A 17,833-nucleotide genomic window follows, 5' to 3' on the forward strand; every position below is an offset into this window, starting at 1 on the left:
CGGCGCACGAGAGCGAAGCGATCGTTCTTGCGCAGGCGGGTGAGGGGTCACGCCTTCGGTCAGGACAAGTCCTGGCTGCGCTGATCGGTCAGGTCGGCGTGACCCCTCATCCGTCAGCCTTAGGCTGCCACCTTCTCCCGCAAGGGGAGAAGGGCTATCTCCCGCTCATGTCCGCTGCCCCCCGCATCTTCATCGACGCCGACGCCTGTCCGGTGAAGGACGAGGTCTACCGCGTGGCGGCCCGCTATGGCCTGCATGTGTTCGTGGTCTCGAACAGCTGGATCAACACGCCGCGCGAAAAGTGGATCGAACAGATCGTCGTCGATGCCGGCCCCGACATCGCCGACGACTGGATCGCCGAGCGGGCCGGGCCGGGCGACATCGTCGTGACCGCCGACATCCCGCTGGCCGACCGCTGCCTGAAGTCCGGGGCCCAGGCGCTGAAGTCGAACGGTCAGCCCTTCACTCCGGACTCCATCGGCTCGGCCCTGGCCGGGCGGATGGTGGGCGAGCACCTGCGCTCCATGGGCGTGGCGACGTCCGGTCCGCCACCGTTCGGGCCGAAGGACCGTTCGGCCTTTCTTCAGGCGCTGGACCGCGCGGTGGTCATGGCGAAGCGCGCCTTTCCCGCACAGGGGGGCCGATGACCACCATCCCCGAGAGCGAGCTGGAGTTCCATTTCTACCGCGCCGGCGGGCCGGGCGGCCAGAACGTCAACAAGGTCTCGACCGCGGTGCAGATGCGGTTCGATGCGAAGAACTCGCCGTCGCTTCGCGAGCCCGTGCGTGAGCGGCTGATGAAACTGGCCGGCAGCCGGCTGACGCTGGACGGCGTCATCCTGATCACCGCCGTCCGTTATCGCACCCAGGACCGCAACCGCGCCGACGCCATCGAACGACTGCAGGCGCTGGTCGACAAGGCGTCCGTCGCCCCGACCTACCGCGTCCCCACCCGCCCCACGCGTGCGTCGAAGGAACGTCGGCTTCAGGCCAAGTCGGGCCGCGCCACGATCAAGAGCGGGCGCGGCAAGCCCTCGCTGGACTAACGCGGACGGTCCATCATCTGCTGCAGGGGCGTGCGCGGAAGGCTCGCCAGGGTCAGGGCCCCGTCCTGATCGGTGTCCAGAGCGATGAACCAGCGGTTGGTCGCCTGCGCCCATTCCTCAGCTGTCACGGTCTGGTTGGTGTCGAGGTCCGCGGCCTTGACCGGCTGCGGATAGTTGAAGAAGCCGGCCGCCGCGATCGGTCCATAGGCCAGGGGACCCGTCGGCGCGCGCTGGCGGGGACCGCCGCGGCTGCCCTGTTGCTGGCCGGATTCGGCGAGGCCCAGGTTTCGATCGCCGCCGAAGCCTTCCAGACGCCGTCCCGGGCCGCGCTGCCCGCCTTCCATGCCCGGCAGACGGGCGCGGGCCTGCGCCAGATCCTGCTCATAGGCGGCGATTTCGTCGGGGGTCAGCCGTTCGTCGCGGCGCACGTCCAGCGTCCGGAACTGGCGCAGGCCGTCGGCGGTGAACTCCTCCGACGTCAGGCGACCGTCGCTGTCAGCGTCGGCGCCCGAGAACCAGGCCGTCACCGGCCAGGGCTCACCCGGTTCCGAGTAGAACAGCTCGCCGAAGGGGCTGACGAACAGGCCGGGCCTCGGTCCCTGGGGGCCGCCCGGACCGCCGGGTCCGCCAGGCCCGCCGGCGAAACCTGGCCCGCCCGGGCCTCCGGGGGCAGAGGCGCAGCCGGAAAGGACGACGAGGCCGAGGGCGGCGAGGGCGAACAGCTTCATGCTTCGATTCCGGGGGAGAGGAAGGGGCGAAGGACGGATCAGGCGCCGGGCGCGGCCGGTTCGGAGGATTCGGGCGGCGCCTCGCGGAACCGGAGCGCGGCGACGAGGCCGCCCTCTTCGAGCCCGACCTGCCACTGGGTGGCGGCGTTGTCGAAGATCACCAGGAACTGGCCGACGCCGTTGGCAGCGCCCTGGGCCTCGATGGACTGGACGGCGCCGTAGCCCCGGATCAGCCGGGCATAGGCGGCCAGCTGACCGTTCAGCTGGGTCGCGACCCCGGGGGTGAACAGCCGCTCGTCGATGTCGGCGACGCGGAACTGTTCGATCACCGCACGCAGGGCACCCTCGGCCATCTCGGCTTCGGTCACCTGGGGCGCCGGAGCAGCCGGCGCGGGCACCACGGGCCGGGGCTGTGCGGCCGGGGCGTCGAAGGTGTTCGGAATCGTGGCGGCGGCCCCGGCCGTAGGCGCGAGCGACCGGCTCTGGTTCAGGGACTGGGTCGACGTCGTCTGGGCCAGCGCCGGACCGGCGGCGACGAGGGCGAGAACGAGGGCGGCGGTCTGGATCGAAACAGTCATGCGGACTCCGGCGGTGTCAGCCTACCATCCCGGGCCAAAGCGACAGAACGAGGGCGGCGGCCGAAAGGCAGGTTGCAACAACGACACAGACGGCCAGCCAGGTCGGGGTCCTGATCCGCTCGACGATCACCGTCTGGCTCGTCGGCGGCTCCTGCACGAGCCGCGACAGCGCCCGGGCGCCGGACAGGATTTCGCGCAGGCCGTCGCGCACCTGGGCCCCTGGACCCAGTTCGCGTGTGATCCAGCGTTCGACGACCGGCTGGGATGCCGCCCACAGGTCATGGTCGGGGTTCAGCCGCCGGGCGACCCCCTCAACCGAGACCATGGTCTTCTGCAGCAGGATCAGTTCAGGGCGCAGGTGCATGTCGAACAGGGCGGTGATCTCGAACAGCTGGCCGAGCAGCCGCCCCATCGACACCTGGGACGCGGCCCGGCCGATGACCGGCTCGCCGACGGCCCGCAGGGCCTGGGCGAAGGCCTCGACCGAATGGTGCGGCGGCACATAGCCGGCCTCGAAATGGACCCGCGCGATACGGGGATAGTCACGGGTCAGGAAGCCCCACAGGATCTCGGCGAGGTAGCGCCGCTCTCCGGGGTTCAGCCGGCCGATGATGCCGAAGTCGACGGCCATCAGTTCGGCGGGGGCCGAGGCGAACAGGTTTCCCTCATGCAGGTCGGCGTGGAAGGTGCCGTAGTCCAGCGCCTGGACGAGGAAGGCCCGCACGACGTTGTCGGCCAGGGCGTTGATGTCCATGCCCGGCTGTTCGATCGCGGCCGGATCGGTCATGGGCAGGCCCGCCGCCCACTCCAGGGTCAGCACCCGTTTGCCGACCCCGTCCCAGACGACTTTCGGCGCGGTCATGTGAGCCCCGTCGGCGCGGGCCTTCTCCATGATGTCGTGGAGTTCCGAGGCGGCGGCGGCCTCCAGCCGCATGTCGAGCTCCAGATACATCGACCGCGCCACGGTCTCGACGAAGGCCTCGGGCTCGAGCCTTCGGGCCGCAGGGACCAGTCTGTGGACCAGGCCGGCCGCCAGACGCATGGCGTCCAGCCCCTGGACCACGCGCCGCTCGACGCCGGGCCGCAGCACCTTGACCGCCACCTTGCGGCCATCGGCCAGCCAGGCGGGATGGGCCTGGGCCAGGGAGGCGGCGCCGATCGGATCGCCGAAATCGAGGAACAGACTCTCGACCGGCCGGCCCAGCGAGCGCTCGATCTCGCGTCGCGCCTCCGCCGTCGGGAAGGGCGGAAGCTTGTCCTTGAGCCGCCCGAGATCGCGCGCGAATGCGATGCCGAAGATGTCGGCGCGGGTGGCCATGACCTGGCCGAGCTTGATCGCCACCGGCCCCAGGGTCTCGAACGCCCGACCCAGACGCTGGCCCGGACGTCCGTCACGGCTATCGCGTCCGGCGAACAGATGCACGAACCCCGCCAGCACCCTGGCCCAGGCGGGCAAGAGAGGCGTGATCTCGCGCGGAATCAGGGCGTCGTGCCGGGCCAGGGCCGCGCCCCAGCGGATCAGACGCCAGGTCGCGCCGAGGGGATCGCGCACGGCCACGGTCGGCGGCGGCGCAGGGGCGACCCGGTATGACGGCGGAAAGCTCAGACCGCCCACCCGAAGTGGATGGCGGCGACGCCGCCCGACAGATTGGTCACGGCGACCCGGCTGAAACCGGCCTCCTCGATCATGGCCTTGAAGGTCGCCTGGTCGGGGAAGCGGCGGATGCTTTCGACCAGATATTGATAGCTGTCGCGATCCTTTGCGACCCATTCACCGATGCGGGGAATGGCGTGGAAGGACCAGGCGTCATAGGCCTTGCGCACCGCCTCGGCCGTGGGTCGGGAAAACTCCAGGCACAGGAACCGGCCGCCCGGCTTCAGCACACGCCGCGCCTCCTTCAGGGCCACGGCGATGTCCGACACGTTGCGGATGCCGAAACTGATCGAATAGGCGTCGACCGAGGCGTCCGGGAGGGGCAGGGCCATGGCGTCGCCGACGGTCCAGATCATCTCCGGCTCTCCGCCCTTCTGGACGCCCGCCAGGATCATCTCGGCATTGTAGTCCAGCACGATGACCGAGGCGTCCTCGCCGCCGCGCCGTTCCTGGGCTCGCCGCGCCATCTTCGAATAGCGGCGCGCCATGTCGCCGGTCCCGCCGGCGACGTCCAGGATCGTCTCGCCCGGCCGCGGGTTTAGCCTCGCGGCGGCCGCGTCCTTCCACAGCCGGTGCACGCCCCCGCTCATCAGGTCGTTCATCAGGTCGTAGCTGGAGGCGACGCTGTCGAACACGCCCCGCACCATCCGCACCTTTTCGCGCGCATCCACGTCGCGGAAGCCGAAAGAAGAGGTGTCGCCCGACGAGTGCGGACCAAAGGAGGAGGCGGTCATGCGCGCGGTCTAGCGCGCCGCGACGCCCGCGTCACCGGGCCTCACGGTCGCGGCGTCCGGTTCACGCCTTGGGCCCCCCGGGAGATCGTGCCGGCAGTGGTCTGTGGCGCCAGGCCGTTGACGCTGCGGCACCTTGCGGGCGGAGGGCCAGACCGTTACCCCCGGCCGACAGGAGAGCTCTCATGGCCAGACCGACCCTCGATCCCGCCGCTGCGCTGAAAGACCTGACCGGCTGGTCGGTCCATGACGGCGACCGGCCCGCCATCGAGCGGACCCTGAAATTCGCCGACTTCAACACCGCCTTCGCCTTCATGACGCGCGTGGCGCTGAAGGCCGAGACGATGGACCACCATCCGGAATGGTCGAACGTCTACAACCGGGTGACCGTCCTTCTGACGACCCACGACGCGGGCGGCGTCACCGATCTCGACACAACGATGGCGCGCTTCATCGACGCCGCCGCAGAAACCCTGGGAGGGGAATGACCATGAGCAAATCGGGACGCGTCGCGGGCAAGGCCGCGCTGATCACGGGCGGGGCCCAGGGCCTGGGCGAGGCCATCGCCTGGATGCTGGCGCGTGAGGGTTCGAAGGTCGCCATCACCGACATCAACGGCGCGGGCGCGGAAGCCCTGGCGGCACGGATCAATGCCGAGATTCCGGGCTCGGCCCTCGGCTTCACCCATGACGTGGCCTCGGAGGCCCAGTGGATCGATGTCGTCGGCAAGGCGGCGGAGGCCATGGGCGGCCTGTCGATCCTGGTCAACAACGCCGGCGTGGGCGACGTGCTGCTCTTCTCCGAGGCCGACACGGCCGAGAACTGGCAGCGTCAGTACGAGATCAACCTGCGCTCGGTCATGTTCGGCTGCAAACACGCCATGCCGCATCTGCGGGCCTCGGGCTCGGCGGCCATCGTCAACATCTCGTCGATCGCGGGCCTGGCCGCGGGGCCGGGCATGGGCGCCTACAACGCCACCAAGGCCGGCGTCTGGATGTACACCAAGACCGTCGCCCTCGAGGCCGCAAAGATGGACTGGAACGTGCGGGTCAACTCCGTCCACCCGGTCTTCATCAAGACCGCCATCCTGGATCCCTTCATCGCCATGGCCGGCGGCGACGAGCAGAAGGCCCATGAGCGCCTCGCGCGCGGCATCCCTCTGAAGCGGATCGGCGAGCCGAACGACGTGGCCTACTGCGTCCTCTACCTCGCCTCCGACGAAGCCAAATTCGTCACCGGCGCCGAGTTCAAGATCGACGGCGGCATGACGGCGCAGTGACTGCCCCTCTCCCCTTGCGGGAGAGGGAGATCGCGCACGGCGGCGAAGCCGTCGTCCTTGCGCGGTCGGGTGAGGGGTCACGCCATCCTCGCCGATGAGCTTGCCAGCGCCTACGTCAGCCGCAGGTGTGACCCCTCATCCGACTTCGCTTCGCTCAGCCACCTTCTCCCGCAAGGGGAGAAGGAACCCTACACCGTACCCATCAACGGATCGTCTGATTTCTTCAACCGGATCAACGGCCGGCGCGGACTTACAGGTTTATCTCAGGCGCCCCCTGAAAACCGTGAGACACTGTCTCCGGTCTTTGGCATCGCAATCGCAAACCCGCCAACCGACGTTGACTCCGTCGACTCCGTTTTCGGAGTCGCCTGCCTCTCATCCGATCGCTTCGGACGCATCGGACGCTTCGGACGGTGTTTTCCCGTCCGGAGCCTTCAAAGAAGATCCACCGGCAGGATCTGGCTCGCCAGCAGGGTCTCCATCCCCTCCCAGCGATCCGGCCCCTGACGCTCGACCCAGGCCTGCACCGTGTCCCGGCCGAGGCCGTAGTTGATGATATAGCTGCGATAGGTCTCGATGAAGCGGACGCGCTGGGCGGCCCGCTCCGGCGTGGTCAGCATGTATTTCGACAGGTTCGCGATCGTGTCCTCGCGGTTCACCCGTCCGGCCAGATAGGCGTCGGCGATCGTGTATTCGGCCCGCGCCAGCTGGCGAACCAGTGCGTTCAGCTCGTCCTTTTCGTGGACCGGGGCACCCGTCAGGCCCGCGAGGGGCAGCAGCACCTCGCGCTCGAACAGCTCGGCCTCGTCGCCGGGGAAGGCCAGGTCGATGCCGTAGTTGGCGCTGCCCTCGGCCACGAAGGACATGGGCGAATACAGGGGATAGACGCTCATCTCGACCCAGCCGCGATCGACCACGAAGGTCTTTTCCAGCAGGGCGTTGTAGACGTGGTGGCCGGGGTAGCCCTCGTGACAGCCCAGATCGATGGCCCGGTCGGTGAAGATGGGCTGGTCGGTGTTGATCTCGATCTTCGAGGCCGCGTCGCCCTGGAAATAGTTGTAGCCGGACCACGGCTTGTCGGTGACGAAGGCCAGGGTGAACCGCTCGTTCGCCGGCAGGGGGATGTGGCGCAGCGTCCGCGTCCGGCACTCGGCGATGGCGGCGTCCATCACCGCCTGCAGCCGGTCGGTCGGAATGACGAACTGGTTGCGGAAGGTCGCGACCCTTGCGGCCAGCGGTCCCTCGCCGGGCACCAGGGCGTCGATCCGCGCGAGGATGGGGTCGTAGTCGGTCAGCGGCTTCAGCTCGGGCCGGACGCCAAACAGGGCGTAGGCCTCGTCGGCGAAGCTCATCCGCTCCCCGCCGATCATGCGCAGCCGCGCTGAGGCGGCCGAGACATGGGCCAGCAGATAGGACTTTCGCTGCACGACGGCGGGCTCGGCCCCCCGGGTCGACAGGGCGTTCAGCCGTTCGGTCAGGGCGGCGGCCCCCTCGATCAGGGCCGGGACCTCCCGCGGATTGGCCCTGGCCGCCTCGGCCCATTCCGCCGGCCCGTAGTAGGCGTCGACATAGCCGGGCTCGCGCTCGCCGATCTCCAGGATCAGGGCGACATAGTCCCGCGCCACGGCGTCCAGACTGTCGCCGGAGTGAGCCGGGGCAGAGGCCGTCGCGCAGGCGGCGATCAGCGACAGGGGCAGGGCGAGGGCGGCCAGGAAAAGACGACGCATGGGCGGGCTCCGAAAGGCCGTTCCACGCTAGGCGGACCGGCGGCCTCCGCCAAGTCGTTCCATGCCCCGCCTTTCCGGGTCACGCCTTTCCGGGCCCCGCCTTTCCGGGATTGAGGCCGAACGCGACCTGCTGTAAGGCCCTTCGTCCAGCCGCGAGGCTGGCGGATGCACCCGTAGCTCAGCTGGATAGAGTACTGCCCTCCGAAGGCAGGGGTCAGAGGTTCGAATCCTCTCGGGTGCGCCACTTTTTCCGGACATGACGCAGGACTTCCGACGTCCCTCTCCACAGGGCGTCTGGCCGTGAGCATTGCCGCCGCGGGCGCGATGGCCTAAGGGCCGACCTGCGACAGGTTCCCCAGAGATGGGGATGAAAAGGGAACTCGGGTGCGAAACCCGGGCTGCCCACGCAACTGTAAGCGGCGAGCCCGCGCGTCATTTGCCACTGGGTCCGATGGTTTCGACCAAAGGATCTGGGAAGGCGACGTGCACCGGCATTGACCCGCGAGCCAGGAGACCTGCCCGTCGTGGTCGTCCTTCGCGCGGACGTGGTGTGCCGGGCGGAACGGGTCTTTTCCCGAATGGCGACGTCTGTTGGGCTGCGTGAGCGCGCGGTCGCGACCGGGCGTGTCCGCATGTCCGATCACGGCTGTCCGCGAGCCGGCTCGTTGTCAAACGAGGGATTGGACCCATGAGAAACGAACTGATCGCCAGCGCCGCCACGGCCGCGCTCCTGCTCGCCGCCGACGCCGCGAGCGCTCAGACCGCAACCGCCGCCGCCGACCCCAACCTGCTCGACGATGTGGTCGTCACGGCCAACCGTTCGGCCCAGGCCGCCGACCGCGTGGGCCAGTCGGTCACCATTCTGACCGCAGCGGAGATCCAGTCCAGCCAGACGGTCGTCGTGTCGGACCTGCTGACCCGCACGCCGGGTGTGACGGTGTCACGCAACGGTGGCGTCGGCTCCGTCACGGCCCTGCGCATTCGCGGCGCCGAGAGCGACCAGACCGTCGCGATCGTCGACGGCGTGAAGCTGAACGACCCGTCAGGCACCGGCGGCGGCTACAATTTCGGCAATCTCCTGATCGGCGACGTCGCCCGGATCGAGGTCCTGCGCGGCGCCCAGTCGACCCTGTGGGGATCGCAAGCCATCGGCGGCGTCGTCAATATCGTCACCGCCGAACCGACCCGCCCCTTCCAGGCGAGCCTTGATGCCGAGGCCGGATCGCGGGGTACGACCTACCTGCGGGGCTCGGTCGGCGGCACGGGTGAACGCGCCACCTGGCGGCTGGGGGCCTCCCGCTATCAGACCGACGGCTTCTCGGCCTTCGCACGCGGGACCGAGGATGACGGCTACGAAAACTTCGGCCTGAGCGGCCGGGCCAACATCCGGATCGTCGAAGGCGTCTCGGTCGACCTCCGCGCGGTCTATTCGGACGGGACCGTCGACGTCGACGGCTTCCCGGCGCCGCTCTTCGCCTTCGGCGACACGCGGGAGACTTCCAGCACGAAGGAACTGGTCGCCTATACGGGCCTGAACTTCGACCTGTTTGACGGCCGTCTGAGCAACCGCGTCGCCTATGGCTACACCCGCACGGACCGTCAGAACCTGAACCCCGATCAGGCCGGGTCCGGCATCACCTTCGAGGCCGAGGGGCTGAACAGGCGCTATGAATACCAGGGCGTGTTCGACGTCCGCGAGGGCTGGACCGCGACCTTCGGCGCCGAGCACGAGGAGTCCGAGTTCTCCGCCGCCCCGGATGCGGCCGAGGTCGGTCTCGACGGCGTCTATGCCCAGCTCCAGGCTGAGGTCGTCGACGGCCTGACCCTGACCGGCGGCGTGCGTCGCGACGAGCACGACACCTTCGGCGGCAAGACCCTGGGCCAGGTCGCCGCCGCCTGGTCTCTGAACGACGGCTCGACCGTTCTGCGCGCCAGCTTCGGCCAGGGCTTCAAGGCACCGAGCCTGTACCAACTCTACAGCCAGTACGGAAACCTGACCCTGCGGCCGGAAGAGGCGGACGGCTGGGACGCGGGCGTGGAACAGCATCTGCTGGACGATGCCCTGATCCTGTCGGCGACATATTTCTCGCGCGAGACGACCAACCAGATCGACTTCGTCTCCTGCTCGGGCACGGCCACGCCGGCGACGGCGCCGCTCTGCTTCAGGAACGGGGCGCGCCGGTTCGGCTACTATTCGAACATCGCCCTGACCGAGGCGGACGGCGTCGAGCTGGCGGCGGACTATGAGATCGGGTCGTTTTCGATCAACGCCAACTACACCCGGACCAACACCGAGAACCGCACGCCCGGACCCAATCTGGGGCGCCGGCTCGCGCGGCGTCCCGAAGAGGTCGCGAACCTGAGCGTCGGCCATGTCTGGCCGTTCGGCCTGTCGACCTCTGTCGCCGTCCAGCATGTGGGCGAGAGCTTCGACAACGCCTCGAACGCCACGCGGCTGGACGCCTACACCCTGGTCGATCTGCGGGCCTCGTATCCGGTCAATGAGACGCTCGAGGTCTATGGCCGGATCGAGAACGCGGGCGACGAGACCTATGCGACCACCGCCAACTACGGCGTCGCGGGTCGCGGCGCCTTCGTGGGCGTCCGCGCCCGGTTCTAGGGCCACGACGGGTGCGAACGGGCCCTCCGTTCGCGCCCTCTGGCGCAGGCGCCTACGGGCGGCGCACACTCGGGCTCGCCGGGAAGGAGATGTATCGATGACAGCACCCGATCGTCGCGCCCTGGTCGCCGGCGGACTGGCCGCGGGCCTCGGCCTCGGGTCCGCGCGCGCCGCGCCGGCGCCGCCGCCGCCGCTGGCCGAGCCCCGGCGCGTCGTCTCGCTCAATCCCTGTCTGGATGTGATCCTCGCCCATGTCGCGGACAGGAACCGGATCGTCGCGCTGAGCCACTATTCCCGCGACCGCTATGGCTCGACCATCGCCGATATCGCCCGGACCCTGCCCTTCACCTATGGGACGGCGGAAGAGGTCATCGCCCTAGAGCCCGACCTGGTCCTGACGGGGCGCCCGTCTCCGCCGTCTCTGCTCAACACCCTTGATCGCGTCGGCATCCGGACCCTCCCGTTCAGCGTGCCGGAGACCGTCGCCGACAGTCTGGCACAGGTGCGCGAGGTGTCCGCCCTCGTCGGTCGCCCGGATCGTGGCGAAGCGGTCGTCCGCAGGATCGAAGCGGCACTGGCCGCCGCAGCGCCCTTGCCCGGGACACGCCGCGTGTCCGCCCTCGTCTTCATGCCCGGAGGCTTCGCGTCGGGGCCCGGCACCCTGATGGACGAGATGATGCGGCGGGCGGGGCTGGATAACGTCATCGCGCGCTACGGTCTTCGCGGATCCGCCAATGTGCCGCTGGAGTTCGTCATCGCCGATCCCCCCGAACTGTTGCTGTCCGGCGAGCCGTCGCGCGGCCTGCCGAGCCGGGCCCAGCGGGTGATGGAGCATCCGGCCCTCGCCCGCGTCGCCGGCGGCATGGAGCGGGCCGTCTTCCCGGAACGGCTGCTGTTCTGCGGCGGCCCGGTCCTGATCCAGACGGCGGCGGCCCTGTCCCTCGCGCGCGACGCCGCACTGGCGAGGCCCGCATGAAGCCTGTGAGCCGACCGCTTCTGTATGCGGGGCTGGTCGCCCTGTTGTTGATCCTGTCCTTCGTCAGCCTGATCGCCGGTAAGGTCTGGGTGCCGTGGAGCGCCTGGGTCGCGCCGGACGTCGACCCCCGCTGGGCCATCGTGTTTGAACTGCGCCTGCCGCGCACCATCCTCGGCATCGTGGTAGGCGCCGCGCTCGGCCTCTCCGGAGCCGTGCTGCAGGGCTATACGCGGAACCCGCTGGCCGATCCCGGCGTGCTCGGGGTCTCCGCCATGGCGGCGCTGGGCGCGGTATTGACGCTCTACTACGGGGTGACGGCGGTCGCGCCCTGGGCCCTGCCTGTCGCAGCGATCAGCGGAGCCTTGGTCAGTGTCGCCGTCCTGATGCTGCTGTCCGGCTCGGCCTCGAGTCTGGTCACCTTCGTCCTGGCCGGGGCCATCCTCAACATCCTGTCCAGCGCGGGCGTGTCCCTGGCTCTGTCGCTGGCGCCCAATCCGTGGGCGGTGAGCGAGATCGTCGACTGGCTGATGGGGTCTCTGGCGGATCGCAGCTTCGAGGAGGTGGCGATGGCCCTGCCCTTCATCATTGTCGGCTGCGGACTGCTCCTGACGACGGGCCGGGCTCTGGATGCGTTGACCCTGGGAGAGATCGGGGCGCGATCGCTGGGGATCTCGATGCCGCAGACCCGGTGGACCCTGGCGCTCGGCGTGGCCCTGGCAGCCGGAGCCAGCGTCGCCGTCACAGGCGTGATCGGGTTCGTCGGACTGGTGACGCCGCACCTGCTGAGACCCCTGGTCGGCGCCCGACCCGGCGCCCTTCTCGTGCCGAGCATCCTCGGCGGCGCGGTCATCGTACTGGCCGGCGACATCCTTGTGCGTATGACCCCGGCTGCGGGCGAGGTGAAGCTGGGCGTCGCCATGGCGGTCCTTGGCGCGCCCTTCTTCCTGATCCTGCTGCTGCGTCTGCGGAGGACGATCGCATGAGCGTCCTGTCCTGTACAGACCTGACCGTCGATATCGGCGGCAAGTCGATCCTCTCGGCGGTCAGCCTGTCGATCGAGGCAGGCAAGGTCACGGCGGTCGTCGGTCCCAACGGCGCCGGCAAGTCGACGCTGCTGGGCTGTCTGGCGGGCCTGCGCGCGCCGACCTCGGGCGCGGTGCGGCTGGATGGCGTCAGCCTCACCGGCATGAGGCCGCGTGACCGGGCGAAACGGCTGGCCTTCTTGCCCCAGACGCCAGAGATCGCCTGGCCGATCGAGGCCCGGACCCTGGTCGAGCTGGGACGGACCCCCTTCATCGGCGCGCGCGGTCAGGCCGGGGAGGACCATGCGGCGGTCGACCGGGCTATGGCGGCGGCCAATGTCGCCGGCTTCGAACACCGGATCGTCGACACCCTGTCGGGTGGCGAGCGGGCGCGGGTCCTGATCGCACGGGCGCTGGCCGGAGAGCCCGAGTGGCTGCTGGCCGACGAGCCCCTGACCGGGCTCGACCCGGCGCACCAGCTGGATGCCGCCGTTCTGTTTCGGCGGCTGGCCGACGAGGGCGTGGGCGTGATCGTGACCCTGCACGATCTGTCCATGGCGTTGCGCATGGCCGACCGGATCATCGTCCTCGCCGATGGCGAGGTTCTGGCCGATGACCCGCCGGCGACAGCCTTGTCGCCGGATGTCCTGAGGCGCGTCTATGGCGTCGAGGCGACCCTGACCCGGGGTGCGGGCGGCCCGCTGATCGACGTGATCCGCCGTGCGTAGCCGCTGGGGCCTGCCGCTAAAGCGCTACTGACCGACGAGGACCAGCGTCACCGGTTCGCCGGCCTGGGCCGAGGAGGTCAGCCAGATGTCGAAGGCACCCGGCTGCACGGCCGGCCGGCCGTCGGCCCCGACATACTCCAGACGCTCGCGCCGCAGGGTGAAGGCCACGGTCTTCGTCTCGCCCGCCGCCAGTTCGACCTTGCGGAAGTCGCGCAGGCGACGGCCGGGCTGGGTCAGGTCAGCGACCCGGTCGCGGATATAGAGCTGGACGGTTTCCTCGACCGCACGGTCGCCGGCGTTGGTCACATCGACCGAGATCTCGACCTCACTGTTCCAGTCCAGCGTCGTATTCGCCGGCGTGACCGCGCCGTAGGTGACCGCGCCATAGGTCAGGCCGTGACCGAACGGATAGAGGGCGGTGTTGGTCGTCTCGCGATAGCGGGCGACATACTCCTGCGAGGCCAGGGCGTTGTTCGCCGGGCGGCCCGTGATCTTGTGGTCGTAGCTGAAGGGCTGCTGTCCCGAGCGGTGCGGGAAGCTGACCGGCAGGCGACCCGAAGGCGAGGCCAGGCCGAACACGACGTCGGCGACGGCGTGGCCCATCTCTCCGCCCAGGAACCAGGTGACGACGATCGCCCCGGCGTCCTTGATCGGTCCCGACAGCTCCATGGCGCGGCCGTTTCTCAGCAGAACGACGACGGGCTTGCCGGTCGCAGCGACGGCCTCGGCCAGGGCGCGCTGGGGGGCGGGGACATCGATCTCGGTGCGCGACTGGGCTTCGCCCGACATGCGCGAGCTCTCCCCGATGGCGAGGACGACGACGTCGGCCTGGGCCGCGGCCAGCACGGCCGCCTCGATGCCGCCGGGCAGGGACGCCTCGACGTCGGAACCCTTGACCACGACGAGGTCGGCCTCCTCGTCCATGGCGGCGCGGAAGCCTGCTTCCAGCGAAATGCGACGCGTCTCGTCGCCCCAGATCGTCCAGGGGCCGAAGACATTGTCGACATCGGCGCCGAACGGTCCGATCAGGGCGATCTTCTGGCCGGAGGGCTTCAGCGGCAGCAGGCCGCCCTCGTTCTTCAGAAGCACGATGGATTTGACGCCGGCCTCGCGGGCCAGATCGCGATGCTCGCGCGAGCCGACCACCCGCCGCTCCCGCTCGGGATCGCAGCCGCGATAGGGATCGTCGAACAGGCCGAGCGCCGCCTTGGTCATCAGGACGCGCCGCACCGCCTGGTCGACGCGCGCCACGGGAACGTCGCCGGTCGCGACCAGATCGGGAATGTGTTCGAGGAACAGGCCGGAGACCATCGACATGTCCATGCCGGCCAGAAGCGCGATGCGGGCCGCGTCGCGGCCGTCGACGGCGAAGCCGTGGGCGATCAGTTCCTGCTCGGCCGTGTAGTCGGACACGACGAAGCCGTCGAAACCCCATTCGTCGCGCAGGATGTCGGTCAGCAGAAACGGATTGCCCGACGCGGGCACGCCGTTCAGGTCGTTGAAGGCGGTCATGACCGACAGGGCGCCGGCGTTGAACGCGGCCCGGAACGGCGGCAGGAAGGTCCCGCGCAGCGTCGCCTCGGACATGTCGGTCGTGTTGTAATCCATGCCGGCGATGGCGGCGGAATAGGCGGCGAAATGCTTGGGCGTCGCCAGCAGGGCGTCGCGGTCGGCCAGGCCCTTGTCACCCTGGAAGCCGTGCACGCGGGCGACGGCCAGGACCTCGTTCAGCCAGACGTCCTCGCCCGCGCCCTCGACCCCGCGACCCCAGCGCTGATCCCGCGCCACGTCAACCATGGGGGCGTAGGTCTGGTGGATGCCCGAGGCCGCGCCCTCCACCGCCGCCGCCCGCGCCGTGCGCCGCGCCAGGTCGGCGTCGAAGGCGGCCGCTTCCGCCAGCGGCACCGGGAAGACGGTCTTCAGCCCGTGAATGATGTCGGCCGCGAACAGCAGGGGGATGCCCAGCCGGCTCTCCTCGACCGCAATTCTTTGGATGCGACGGCCGGCCTCGGCGCCGACGCCGTTGAACAGATTGCCGACGAGACCCTCGCGGATCATCCGGGTCACACGCGCCGGGTCGCCCTGACCGTCCAGCGGATTCACATTCATCGGCCGGAACCGGAACGGATCGCCCAGCAGGTTCAGCTGGCCCGCCTTCTCCTGGATCGTCATGCGCGCGATCAGGGCGTCGACGCGGTCCCGGTCGGCCTGGGCCTTGCCCGGCGATATCCTCGGCGCGGCGACAACACTGCTCGCGAACATTCCCAATCCCGCTGCCGCCATGGCCAGAACCAATCTACGCGAAGAAGGATAGGCCGGACGGTTCAATACTGGAATCCCTATGAGTTCGCCGTGGAATAGACGCATGGCGGAGATGAGTCAGATCACACCCGGTTGCAGGCGCTTCTCGCCAGTACGGCGACGCGGGATTGAGGTTCCCGTCGGTCAGTCGAGCCCGTCTTCCGTCACCACGAAGGTGCGGCCTTCGGCGCGGGCGGCCGCGGCGAGCTGGTTCTGGACCAGATGCCAGCGGCGCAGGCGTTCGAAGTCGATCGTGTGGCTGGGCTCGGCGTCGAGCCAGTGAGTGAAGGCGCGGCGCGCCTTGCGATACTGGGGCGCCGTGGGGTCCGGCACGGGCGGAACTCTCGGCAGCCGGGTGGCGACGTCCGGCGGGATGGGAAAGTCGCCAGAACTCGTGGAGAGGATCATCGGGCGCGACTCGCGGGGGAGGGGTAGAATTCCCCTATTTAACTCCTCCACGGAGCCGGGCGCCACCTTTCGACGCGAACGACGTTCCGGGAAGTACGCCGCCCTGATATGGCCAGGCTTCCGCGGCAGGGTCAGGCCGGGGGCCGCGAGAGGAATGGTATCATGAGCATGACCCGGACACTGGCGGCGACCCTGGCCTTCGCGCTGGCGGCCGGGGCGGCCCAGGCGCAGACCCCGCCCGCCCAGGCCCGGTCGGCGGACCCGGTCGACCAGCTGCTGAGCCCCGCTCCGACCACCGACAATCCGCCCCCCGTCAATGACGGAGAGGCCTACCACCGGGCCGATGATTCCGAGCAGACGCCTGAAGAGCTGCGCATCACCCGGGCGCTCAATGACGAGGTCGTCTCGCGCAACCAGCTGGTCGAGAACCAGGAACAGGCCGAGCGGATCAAGCACGAAGAAATCGTCGCGGCGGCCACCCGGGCCCGGCTGGCCTATGAGGAAGAGGCTCGCCGGGCCGACGCCGCCGAGAGCGACTGGCAGGCGGAACAAGCCCGATGGCAGGCCGAACGCGCCCGCTGGGAGGCCGATGTCCGCGCCTGCCGGGCGGGCGACCGGAGCCGCTGCGTTCCGCCGCACTAGCTGTTAGCTGAACCGCGCGGCGTGAGGCGAGGCTGATCGGCTCGGGCGTTCGCGGATCAGCCCGGGACCAGGCTCATGTCGCGACGGGCCATCATCTTGTCGAACTCGCCCCAGACGCCGTCGGCGCCATGCCAGGCGCCGGTGGTGGCGGCCTTGGAATATTCCGTGGCGCGGGCCTCGAAGAAGTTGGCGTGCTCCACGCCCGACAGCAGGGACTGCAGCCAGGGCAGGGGGTTTTCCTTCACGCCGTAGAGCTCGGGCAGCTTGAGCTGACGCAGGCGCCAGTCGGCGATGAAGCGGATGTACTGTTTGATGTCCTCGGGCGTCATGCCGTTCACGTCGCCGGCCTCGAAGGCCAGATCGATGAACTTGTCTTCCAGACCGACCACGGTGCGGCAGCATTCGACGATGTCGTCGGCGACCGTCGGGGTGACGCAGCCCGTCTCGGCGTTGAAGGCGTGGTACAGCTTGATGATGCCGTCGCAATGCAGGCTCTCGTCGCGCACCGACCAGCTGACGATCTGGCCCATGCCCTTCATCTTGTTCTGACGCGGGAAGTTCATCAGCATCGCGAAGGAGGCGAACAGCTGCAGCCCCTCGGTGAAGCCGCCGAACATGGCGAGCGTCCGGGCGATGTCGGCGTCGGTCTCGACCCCGAACTGGCCCATATAGTCATGCTTGTCCCGCATGGCCTCGTACTCCATGAAGGCGCCGAACTCGCTTTCGGGCATGCCGATGGTCTCGAGCAGCAGGGCGTAGGCCGCGATATGGATGGTCTCCATATTGGCGAAGGATGAGAGCATCATCTTCACCTCGGTCGGTTTGAACACCCGACCGTATTTTTCCATGTAGTTGTCCGCGACCTCGATGTCCGACTGGGTGAAGAAGCGGAAGATCTGCGTCAGCAGATTGCGCTCCTTGTCGTTCAGGTTCGCCGCCCAGTCCTTGCAGTCCTCGCCCAGGGGCACCTCTTCGGGCATCCAGTGGACCTGCTGCTGCTTCTTCCACATGTCGAAGGCCCACGGATAGCGGAACGGCTTGTAGGCCGCCGAGGGGGTCAGCAGGCCGGCGCGGGCGGGCGTGATGATCGTGTGGGCGTTCATGGCAGGGCTCGGAAGGCTGGCGCGGGAAGGACTGGAGCCACTGAACTCCAGAATCGCACCGAAAGCTACCGGTTGATGGTTAACGATCCCCAACATCAACATCTTGTGTCGGGCGGGGGATGGTTTGGTCCGTCCGGACAGAAAACACCCTGACGAAACGGACGAAACGGACGAAACGGACGAAAGTCGGCGACAAGGCCGGGCGGCCTCTCCCCTCCCGGCGTCCGGTTCCTGTTGAGGATCGGCATGGATCATGCCGCCAGTGTCGCCCCGTTTCAGACCAGGGCGCGG

At 69.0% G+C, this 17,833-nt stretch carries 17 protein-coding genes, 1 tRNA gene and 1 riboswitch; of the genes, 10 read left to right on the forward strand and 8 right to left on the reverse strand.

What is annotated here, in order from left to right; genetic code table 11:
- The first annotated feature begins 167 nt into the window (after window positions 1-167).
- Window positions 168-647, forward strand: coding sequence for a YaiI/YqxD family protein (locus Q0044_RS02645; protein WP_298159167.1), 480 nt, complete (start codon window positions 168-170; stop codon window positions 645-647).
- Window positions 644-1,045: an alternative ribosome rescue aminoacyl-tRNA hydrolase ArfB gene (arfB, locus tag Q0044_RS02650; RefSeq protein WP_298159169.1), complete on the forward strand. Its 402-nt coding sequence runs from the start codon at window positions 644-646 to the stop codon at window positions 1,043-1,045. The genes Q0044_RS02645 and arfB overlap by 4 nt, the downstream gene beginning before the upstream one ends.
- Here the strand turns inward: arfB and Q0044_RS02655 are convergent.
- From Q0044_RS02655 to Q0044_RS02670, 4 genes are read right to left on the reverse strand one after another with little or no spacing between them, the layout of a single operon-like run.
- Window positions 1,042-1,773, reverse strand: coding sequence for an EF-hand domain-containing protein (locus Q0044_RS02655; RefSeq protein WP_298159172.1), 732 nt, complete (start codon window positions 1,771-1,773; stop codon window positions 1,042-1,044). The genes arfB and Q0044_RS02655 overlap by 4 nt on opposite strands.
- Before the next feature lie 38 nt (window positions 1,774-1,811).
- On the reverse strand, window positions 1,812-2,351 hold the full coding sequence (locus Q0044_RS02660) for a hypothetical protein (protein WP_298159175.1): 540 nt from the start codon (window positions 2,349-2,351) through the stop codon (window positions 1,812-1,814).
- Window positions 2,352-2,367: 16 nt separating this feature from the next.
- Complete coding sequence (gene ubiB, locus Q0044_RS02665) at window positions 2,368-3,909, reverse strand: 2-polyprenylphenol 6-hydroxylase (protein ID WP_298159178.1); 1,542 nt, start codon at window positions 3,907-3,909, stop codon at window positions 2,368-2,370.
- 44 nt (window positions 3,910-3,953) lie between these two features.
- Window positions 3,954-4,739: a class I SAM-dependent methyltransferase gene (locus Q0044_RS02670; protein WP_298159181.1), complete on the reverse strand. Its 786-nt coding sequence runs from the start codon at window positions 4,737-4,739 to the stop codon at window positions 3,954-3,956.
- 182 nt (window positions 4,740-4,921) lie between these two features.
- Between Q0044_RS02670 and Q0044_RS02675 the strand changes: the two genes are divergently transcribed.
- Together Q0044_RS02675 and Q0044_RS02680 are read left to right on the forward strand one after the other, a co-directional pair.
- A complete protein-coding gene (locus tag Q0044_RS02675; protein WP_298159184.1) occupies window positions 4,922-5,224 on the forward strand; it encodes a 4a-hydroxytetrahydrobiopterin dehydratase in 303 nt (100 codons plus the stop codon).
- Between the two features lie 2 nt (window positions 5,225-5,226).
- Entirely contained in the window at window positions 5,227-6,015 is a 789-nt protein-coding gene (locus Q0044_RS02680) for an SDR family oxidoreductase (protein ID WP_298159187.1), read from the forward strand.
- Window positions 6,016-6,449: 434 nt separating this feature from the next.
- Here Q0044_RS02680 and Q0044_RS02685 read toward each other — a convergent pair whose 3' ends face one another.
- Window positions 6,450-7,742 (reverse strand): hypothetical protein, encoded by a 1,293-nt coding sequence (locus tag Q0044_RS02685; RefSeq protein WP_298159189.1) that lies wholly within the window; start codon window positions 7,740-7,742, stop codon window positions 6,450-6,452.
- A 167-nt stretch (window positions 7,743-7,909) separates the two neighbouring features.
- Between Q0044_RS02685 and Q0044_RS02690 the strand changes: the two genes are divergently transcribed.
- From Q0044_RS02690 to Q0044_RS02710, 5 genes are all read left to right on the forward strand, one after another.
- Window positions 7,910-7,986, forward strand: a tRNA-Arg gene (locus Q0044_RS02690).
- 87 nt (window positions 7,987-8,073) lie between these two features.
- A riboswitch (cobalamin riboswitch) is annotated at window positions 8,074-8,279 on the forward strand.
- 151 nt (window positions 8,280-8,430) lie between these two features.
- On the forward strand, window positions 8,431-10,362 hold the full coding sequence (locus Q0044_RS02695; protein ID WP_298159192.1) for a TonB-dependent receptor plug domain-containing protein: 1,932 nt from the start codon (window positions 8,431-8,433) through the stop codon (window positions 10,360-10,362).
- A 97-nt stretch (window positions 10,363-10,459) separates the two neighbouring features.
- Window positions 10,460-11,338, forward strand: a complete 879-nt coding sequence (locus tag Q0044_RS02700) for an ABC transporter substrate-binding protein (protein WP_298159195.1) — start codon at window positions 10,460-10,462, stop codon at window positions 11,336-11,338.
- Window positions 11,335-12,321, forward strand: a complete 987-nt coding sequence (locus tag Q0044_RS02705) for a FecCD family ABC transporter permease (RefSeq protein ID WP_298159198.1) — start codon at window positions 11,335-11,337, stop codon at window positions 12,319-12,321. The genes Q0044_RS02700 and Q0044_RS02705 overlap by 4 nt, the downstream gene beginning before the upstream one ends.
- Window positions 12,318-13,088: an ABC transporter ATP-binding protein gene (locus Q0044_RS02710; protein ID WP_298159201.1), complete on the forward strand. Its 771-nt coding sequence runs from the start codon at window positions 12,318-12,320 to the stop codon at window positions 13,086-13,088. The genes Q0044_RS02705 and Q0044_RS02710 overlap by 4 nt, the downstream gene beginning before the upstream one ends.
- 24 nt (window positions 13,089-13,112) lie before the next feature.
- Here Q0044_RS02710 and Q0044_RS02715 read toward each other — a convergent pair whose 3' ends face one another.
- Window positions 13,113-15,350, reverse strand: a complete 2,238-nt coding sequence (locus tag Q0044_RS02715; RefSeq protein ID WP_298159204.1) for a glycoside hydrolase family 3 N-terminal domain-containing protein — start codon at window positions 15,348-15,350, stop codon at window positions 13,113-13,115.
- A gap of 183 nt (window positions 15,351-15,533) precedes the next feature.
- A complete protein-coding gene (locus Q0044_RS02720; RefSeq protein ID WP_298159207.1) occupies window positions 15,534-15,797 on the reverse strand; it encodes a hypothetical protein in 264 nt (87 codons plus the stop codon).
- A 162-nt stretch (window positions 15,798-15,959) separates the two neighbouring features.
- Between Q0044_RS02720 and Q0044_RS02725 the strand changes: the two genes are divergently transcribed.
- The gene (locus tag Q0044_RS02725; protein WP_298159209.1) at window positions 15,960-16,439 is read left to right on the forward strand and encodes a hypothetical protein; all 480 of its coding nucleotides are present in this window, start codon (window positions 15,960-15,962) and stop codon (window positions 16,437-16,439) included.
- 56 nt (window positions 16,440-16,495) lie between these two features.
- Here the strand turns inward: Q0044_RS02725 and Q0044_RS02730 are convergent, their stop codons facing one another.
- The gene (locus tag Q0044_RS02730) at window positions 16,496-17,542 is read right to left on the reverse strand and encodes a ribonucleotide-diphosphate reductase subunit beta (protein ID WP_298159212.1); all 1,047 of its coding nucleotides are present in this window, start codon (window positions 17,540-17,542) and stop codon (window positions 16,496-16,498) included.
- Between the last annotated feature and the right edge of the window lie 291 nt (window positions 17,543-17,833).

It is taken from the genome of Brevundimonas sp., assembly GCF_027484365.1.
Taxonomy (GTDB): domain Bacteria; phylum Pseudomonadota; class Alphaproteobacteria; order Caulobacterales; family Caulobacteraceae; genus Brevundimonas.

What these genes read in the sequence shown, in the direction of transcription:
- Q0044_RS02645 (WP_298159167.1), top strand. Translation starts at nt 168, where the DNA reads ATGTCCGCTGCCCCCCGCATCTTCATCGACGCCGACGCCTGTCCGGTG.
- arfB (WP_298159169.1), top strand. Translation starts at nt 644, where the DNA reads ATGACCACCATCCCCGAGAGCGAGCTGGAGTTCCATTTCTACCGCGCC.
- Q0044_RS02655 (WP_298159172.1), bottom strand. Translation starts at nt 1,773, where the DNA reads ATGAAGCTGTTCGCCCTCGCCGCCCTCGGCCTCGTCGTCCTTTCCGGC.
- Q0044_RS02660 (WP_298159175.1), bottom strand. Translation starts at nt 2,351, where the DNA reads ATGACTGTTTCGATCCAGACCGCCGCCCTCGTTCTCGCCCTCGTCGCC.
- Q0044_RS02670 (WP_298159181.1), bottom strand. Translation starts at nt 4,739, where the DNA reads ATGACCGCCTCCTCCTTTGGTCCGCACTCGTCGGGCGACACCTCTTCT.
- Q0044_RS02675 (WP_298159184.1), top strand. Translation starts at nt 4,922, where the DNA reads ATGGCCAGACCGACCCTCGATCCCGCCGCTGCGCTGAAAGACCTGACC.
- Q0044_RS02680 (WP_298159187.1), top strand. Translation starts at nt 5,227, where the DNA reads ATGAGCAAATCGGGACGCGTCGCGGGCAAGGCCGCGCTGATCACGGGC.
- Q0044_RS02685 (WP_298159189.1), bottom strand. Translation starts at nt 7,742, where the DNA reads ATGCGTCGTCTTTTCCTGGCCGCCCTCGCCCTGCCCCTGTCGCTGATC.
- Q0044_RS02695 (WP_298159192.1), top strand. Translation starts at nt 8,431, where the DNA reads ATGAGAAACGAACTGATCGCCAGCGCCGCCACGGCCGCGCTCCTGCTC.
- Q0044_RS02700 (WP_298159195.1), top strand. Translation starts at nt 10,460, where the DNA reads ATGACAGCACCCGATCGTCGCGCCCTGGTCGCCGGCGGACTGGCCGCG.
- Q0044_RS02705 (WP_298159198.1), top strand. Translation starts at nt 11,335, where the DNA reads ATGAAGCCTGTGAGCCGACCGCTTCTGTATGCGGGGCTGGTCGCCCTG.
- Q0044_RS02710 (WP_298159201.1), top strand. Translation starts at nt 12,318, where the DNA reads ATGAGCGTCCTGTCCTGTACAGACCTGACCGTCGATATCGGCGGCAAG.
- Q0044_RS02715 (WP_298159204.1), bottom strand. Translation starts at nt 15,350, where the DNA reads ATGTTCGCGAGCAGTGTTGTCGCCGCGCCGAGGATATCGCCGGGCAAG.
- Q0044_RS02720 (WP_298159207.1), bottom strand. Translation starts at nt 15,797, where the DNA reads ATGATCCTCTCCACGAGTTCTGGCGACTTTCCCATCCCGCCGGACGTC.
- Q0044_RS02725 (WP_298159209.1), top strand. Translation starts at nt 15,960, where the DNA reads ATGAGCATGACCCGGACACTGGCGGCGACCCTGGCCTTCGCGCTGGCG.
- Q0044_RS02730 (WP_298159212.1), bottom strand. Translation starts at nt 17,542, where the DNA reads ATGAACGCCCACACGATCATCACGCCCGCCCGCGCCGGCCTGCTGACC.